Origin of the sequence: uncultured Corynebacterium sp., from assembly GCF_902782855.1 — a bacterium.
Classification (GTDB): Bacteria; Actinomycetota; Actinomycetes; order Mycobacteriales; family Mycobacteriaceae; genus Corynebacterium.
Genome location: NZ_CACZOO010000035.1, coordinates 1 through 5,622 on the forward strand (window position 1 = coordinate 1; position 5,622 = coordinate 5,622).

At 61.5% G+C, this 5,622-nt stretch carries 6 protein-coding genes and 1 pseudogene; 2 read left to right on the forward strand and 5 right to left on the reverse strand.

The genetic code is table 11. From position 1 onward, the window contains the following. Positions 1 to 114: 114 nt before the first annotated feature. From QZV72_RS01465 to QZV72_RS01485, 5 genes are all read right to left on the reverse strand, one after another. Positions 115 to 1,452 (reverse strand): ISL3 family transposase, encoded by a 1,338-nt coding sequence (locus tag QZV72_RS01465; protein WP_297004321.1) that lies wholly within the window; start codon positions 1,450 to 1,452, stop codon positions 115 to 117. A gap of 92 nt (positions 1,453 to 1,544) precedes the next feature. Further along, positions 1,545 to 2,177 carry a hypothetical protein gene (locus QZV72_RS01470; RefSeq protein WP_297004323.1) on the reverse strand — a complete coding sequence of 211 codons (633 nt, stop codon included), beginning with the start codon at positions 2,175 to 2,177 and terminating at the stop codon, positions 1,545 to 1,547. Continuing rightward, entirely contained in the window at positions 2,174 to 3,097 is a 924-nt protein-coding gene (locus tag QZV72_RS01475; RefSeq protein ID WP_297004326.1) for a hypothetical protein, read from the reverse strand. Before QZV72_RS01475 ends, QZV72_RS01470 begins: the two co-directional genes overlap by 4 nt. A 5-nt stretch (positions 3,098 to 3,102) precedes the next feature. Continuing rightward, a complete protein-coding gene (locus QZV72_RS01480; protein ID WP_297004329.1) occupies positions 3,103 to 4,113 on the reverse strand; it encodes a hypothetical protein in 1,011 nt (336 codons plus the stop codon). Positions 4,114 to 4,147: 34 nt separating this feature from the next. Then, the gene (locus QZV72_RS01485) at positions 4,148 to 4,540 is read right to left on the reverse strand and encodes a hypothetical protein (RefSeq protein ID WP_297004332.1); all 393 of its coding nucleotides are present in this window, start codon (positions 4,538 to 4,540) and stop codon (positions 4,148 to 4,150) included. A gap of 160 nt (positions 4,541 to 4,700) precedes the next feature. Here QZV72_RS01485 and QZV72_RS01490 point away from each other — a divergent pair, with 160 nt between their 5' ends. Then, complete coding sequence (locus QZV72_RS01490; protein WP_297004335.1) at positions 4,701 to 4,988, forward strand: helix-turn-helix domain-containing protein; 288 nt, start codon at positions 4,701 to 4,703, stop codon at positions 4,986 to 4,988. Between the two features lie 364 nt (positions 4,989 to 5,352). Then, positions 5,353 to 5,622: pseudogene (locus QZV72_RS01495) on the forward strand (GNAT family N-acetyltransferase); the annotation flags it as partial.

The following is a 5,622-nucleotide window of genomic DNA, read 5'->3' on the forward strand; positions in this document are numbered from 1 at the left end:
CCAAGTGGTTCCGTCACGCCATATTGAAGTTCCCGCTGTCATCGAATTGTTTTCCGGTAACTCTACAGTTGATTTTCAATTGAAGTACAGGGAGGATATGTGGCTCTTCCGGTTTCAGAGTGCGTTGATCCGTTCGTGAAGCCCTCCGGAGTGGATCAGTGACCGCAAGATGTAGTGGCTCTTGTTCCTGAATCCCAGGGCGATGCCACGCAGGTGTTCCAGCCTTCCGTTGATGGCTTCGACCGGACCGTTGGATGCGCTGGTGTCGAAGTACGCGAGGATGTCCTTGAGTCTCTTCCACAACGTCCGTCCCAGGCTGCGTAGCTCCTTGAGCTCGTTGGGCACACCCTGACGTAACCGCTTGGCGAGCTTGTAGAGTCGCAGTTTCCCCGCCCGCCGGTCCTCATCCTGGTACGCGGCGATCAGGTCCTGATACACCTTCCAGGTGACCTGCACCGCGGCATGTCCGTCGGCGGTGAGAACCTCGTCAAGACGTTCGGCGCGTTTCGGGGTCACGAAGCTGATCCTGGTCAGCATCGTCCGCCGGATTCCGTAGAGCGGATCTCCTTTACACCCGCGATGGCCCAGGGTGGCGTTCTGCACCCGCCGACGGCACGCATCGAGCTTGTCAGCGGCCAGGCGCACCACATGGAACGGATCCATGACCGTCCGGGCCCGGTGAAGGTACTCACCAGCAGCTTTCGCATACCCGGTGTACCCGTCCATCGTGGCGACTTTCACCGTGTCCCGGAAACCCTCCGGCCTGGCGGCCAACCAGTCGCCGAACACCTCAGCACTCCTACCCGGCACCATGTCCAACAGTCGTGCCGGGCCGACCCCGTCGACCTGTGGTGTCAGGTCCACAATGACGGTGACAAACGAGGCCGAGCCGTCACCACGGACATGTTTCCACTTGTGCTCATCGACGCCCAGGACACGGACGTGGTCGATACGCGACGCCTCACCGTAGGCCAGGGCGCGGCACGCGGTCACCGCCAGGGTGTTCACCGTGTCCCAGCCGAGGCCCAGCGCGCGGGCGCAGGCTTTCACACTCAACTTGTCGATCGCCATGCGCTGCAGGATCCAGCGGGTCACCCGACGGGTCACCGAAGATCGCCGGGCGGCGGTGGTCGGCAGTCCCGCGCGGTAGATCGTCACCTCACAGTCGTCGTTCGTGCACTGCAGGCGGGGTACCCGGATGTGCAGCAGGGCGGGGTGCCCGGCGATGGGAAGGTCAGTGAGGGTGCGTTCGACGTGGTCGCGGACCCGACCGTCGTGGTGGCACTGCGGGCAGGTGATGTCCACGGCCGTGGCGACCGGGCGGCAGAACAGGTGGGTCACCTCCCCGGCGTCGGCGGCGTTGTCGATGGACAGGCCGAGTTCTGCGGTGCGGCAGATCGTATCGGCGACGATGTTCGGGGCAGAGGTAGAGGTGACGGTAGGGTGAGACATGGATCCTGTGGTTGACGAGGTGGTGATTAGACACCTTCATCTTGTCACCGCAGGGTCCTTCCACGTTCCCGGCCCCTGGGGATCAATGGTCCCTACATGTTGTGGTGGCCCACTTCGAGGGCTTCACACCCGCTACGCACTCTTAGGCCGGAAGAGCCCACAATGTCAGCTTCATACCCGTATATGGACTCAAACTGCGCCTCACCAAGCTTATCGAAATCAAATTGCCGAGACATGGGAACTAGCGCTGCTATTAATGGAACAGCGGTAGCCACAACCCAGCTCCAGAATAGAATCCGAGTCATCTTGCCAGCTTCCACCCACCGGACGGCAGCGATAGTCGCACCAAGCAGCAATACTAAGAAAAGAATTGGCGATATCCACGTGAGAAACATGCCGATACCGGTATCGAAGTCGGCACTACCTCCCGTGGAATAATCAACTGCCCGGCAAATCGAAAGAATAAGCGACAACAGGAGAAAGGGAATAGCGAAAATCAGAAGGGTGCGTCGCCAGACGAGAAGATTCTGGACGCGTGGCTCAACAACGTCGGCTGCGGTGAGTGCCGCCACTTCCCGGGGACTGGGCACGGAGTCGCCGAATCCAGTGAGCCGGACGAAGTAGTCCCGAACGCCAGGTCCGGGAAGCGTCCCCTGGTGCGGTGCCTGCTGCGGCATCTGCCAGTTCTGCGGTGTCTGCTGCGGTTGCTGTTGCCAGTTCGTCATGCGAGAACCCCCAGGTCCATACCCGTCATCACCTTGTCGATGGTCTTGCCATTGGTGGTCGCAGCGTCCTCCGCGAAGTCCACCCAACTGGTGATGGCGACAGCTTGAATCGTGCGCATGGAGCTGTCCGCAGGGTCGAATGCCCAGATCACGCCGCCGGAATCACCATGATCGGTGATGCCGTCGAAGGCGACATTCGTATCATCCACCATCTTCTGATATTCACCACAGGTGATGCCGGACCGCCAACCGAGGCGACACATGTAAGGCTTGTTCTTCTCCAGCCAGGTGGCGTCCTCCCATCCTGCAAGTTCCAGTTCTCCCTGCTTACCGAAGAGCTGGAAGTTCGGGGTACCGGTTATGACGTCCTCGTCGACGAGCTCCGGATAGAATTGGATGAGCGCATAGTCATCACCGCCGTTCGTCGCGGATGCCTCACCATCAAAGGCCTGCCACACGAACTCACCGACCCCGACGAACTGTCGGGGATCCTCGGTCCCGCTCGGATCCATGTAGACTTTGTCTCCGGGGTTGCCGCAGTGTCCGGCGGTGAGGTTGTAGGTGGCGTCCCGGTGTTCCCTCTCCTGGACGAACCAGCCGAAGGAGCACATGCCCAGCCCCCCTGCGGAATCGACATAGTACCGTGCACCCGGTTCGATGTAGTTCGGCGTGGAAAGGTACTGATAACTCTCACTGTCCCGGAGGATCTCCCTTTTCTCAATGGTTTCCGGATCCTGTTCCACCTTCTCCGGCGATGAGGTGTCCAGTTTGCCGAGGTCCTGGGCATCGGCGGCATCGGTGAACGTCGCTGGCGGGGTGTAGTTGTCAGCGACCTTGGCGGTCGAACCGTCGCTGCAGGATGCCAGGACGAGGGAGGCTGCGAGGGCAGAGATACCCGCCGCTGCACGTGATGTCTTCATGATGGTCATCTTTCTGATGAGGGCCCGTCCGGCCAGTTCCAGGTTCCGGAGGCGAAGGGTTTCTGGTCTTTGGTCGGCATTGCGAACTGCGGCGAGGTCGGAGCAGCGTCCGGGTGCCCACCGAATCCGGGGCTCCCCGGGTGCTCATAGCCGGACCGGGCGAGTTGGTGCCGCCGGACGAGGAAGAAAGCGAATCCTGCGACGACGATGACGAGGATTCCAGCGACGAGGGCGATGAAGCATCCGATGCCGGTAGACAACTCGCCACCTCGGAGCATCGCATCCATAATGTCCTCGACACCGGCCGAATCATCCATGACGTTGTCCATGTTGTTCCCGGCCATGTTCAAAACAGAGAGAAGCACTGCGACCAGACCGCCGACCCCAGCCAGTACAGCGGCGGCACGGGGTTTCTTCCCCATCGCGAGAAGCACCGATCCCACAAGAACCAGCACCAGAGAGATCAGCATCCCCGAGAGGTAGAAGGGGAGGATCTCGGAGGAACCGGAAATCACCTGTCCGTCAGAGGTGAGGTCGTCCAGTAGGCGTCCGTACCCGTTCTGGTCGACGTCGTACTCGAAGTCCTCACCTCCATAGCTGAAGCTGCTGGTGAACTTCTTCCAGCTCAGGAACAAACTGAGCACCAGGAACAGGAACAACACGCCGAGGGCCGCGGCTGAGCTCCGTCCAACTGTGACCGGGGACCCGGAAGCGGTCGGTACCATCGTCGGCGCCGCAGCCGCCGACCAACTCGGTGTCGCCGGGTACTGCGTTCGTCCAGCCAGCTCCTGCATCTCCGCCACCGACATCTCCGCGGCGGACGGGTCGTCGATGCGACGGTCATACTCCGTGCGCTTCACAGGGTCACCGAGGATTGCTCGCGCTGCCTGCAGCTCTGCCAGTTGTGCAGGCGCCAGGTCCGGCATCTTGAGCCACTGGTCTAGCTGTGCAGCGAGCTGCTGCGGGTCGAGACTCCTGTCTAGTCCTAGCGAGTTGTAGAGGGTGTACCGGGACATCTGTAATCTCCTGTTGTCCTCAGGATCGCGCGGATCAGAACGGCATGTTGTGGTTGGTGTCCGAGAAGTGGTGGGCAACCCCCAGGACATCGTCGACCTCAGCGACCGCCCACTTACCGTCGCCCAGGTAGACATTGCCGATGCCGAAGGTGCCGGTGTGCCCGCCGACCCCCGGGAAACCCTTCCCGAAGGTGACGAAGTCACAGTTTCCGTCGGCAATACCGGCGTGCAGCGGGCCGACGGAGACAACACTGTCGCTACCCCGGTAGAAGTAGCAGGTGTTTCCGCCGGTCGGCGCTGCGGCAGCACTGCCTGCTCCAGAGACAGCCACGACAGTGGCGGTGACGGCAGCGAATCCCAGCGCGGACAGGCGTCGGCCGGTGCGGCGTGCAGCAGGTCGCTCGGTGGAACGGTTAACAGAAGACATGGGGTTTCCTCTCTTGTGTGTCAATCGTGGACGCCAGTGGCAGTTGCCCACCGACTAAGGTGACAGTACTGTCACCCTTCATGGTCATCAAGGCGGACGGGGAGTTTTCCCCGAAGCGTCAGCACAGGCTCACCGGCACTCATGAGGCACAATGGTCGCCATGCCCCAGCCGACACCGGACCTCACAGAAGCTCAACAGGCGGTCCAGGAGCGACGGCGCGTGAGTCTCGGTACAACGATCGCCCGCCTCAGACTGGAGCGGGACATGACCCAGACCCAGCTCGCCGCTGCGGTCAGCGTGAGCAAGCGAAGTGTCATCCGCATCGAGCAGGGGCAGACCAGCCTGACCCTCGACATCCTCGGTCGCTACGCCGACGCTCTGGGCGTGCGCCCCAGCGAGCTGCTCCGGCTCGCGGAGGAGCAGGACGCCGCAAACCACGGCCGATAGACAGCATCCAGCTCTCAGCGGCTGGCCGTAGACCAGATATCGTGACCATGTCTCCTCCTCGCTTTCAATGCCACCGCAAATGTACCGCGACACGCCACGTAACTACTGGTCAAGATGTATTTTTCGCTCACTTACTTGACACATATGGTAAGTTAATTCGCATACAGAGGCCGGCTAGGAGTGCGAATTACGTAGGCTCTTGCGGGACAGACTCTCAGACAGCACCACCGCAATCCGGGGGTGGCGCAGCGGGATCACGGATAGTTCGTCTGTTCACATCCTCTCCACGGGAAATCAGCCCCGCTGTCCGGGATGTCCCGGAATTCAGCCCGGTAGAGCCTCAAACGGGGCTATCCTTGCCGTCATGAGCGATAGCACCGACAACTCGGAAGCCCCCGAGATCCACATCACCGGCAAGCAGCTGCTCGCCATGCAGCCCGGCCAGGTCCACGCCCTCTACAAGCTGCGTGTGGACACTTTCGTCAACGAACAGCACACCAGTTTCGCCGAGATCGACGACGCGGACGCCGAACCCGGCACCCACCACGTCCTCGCCTACGTACACCCCGGACACGCCCCGAACTACCGCTGGGGTACCCCCGATCCGGGCTCCCCGCTGAAGCTCGTCGGTACC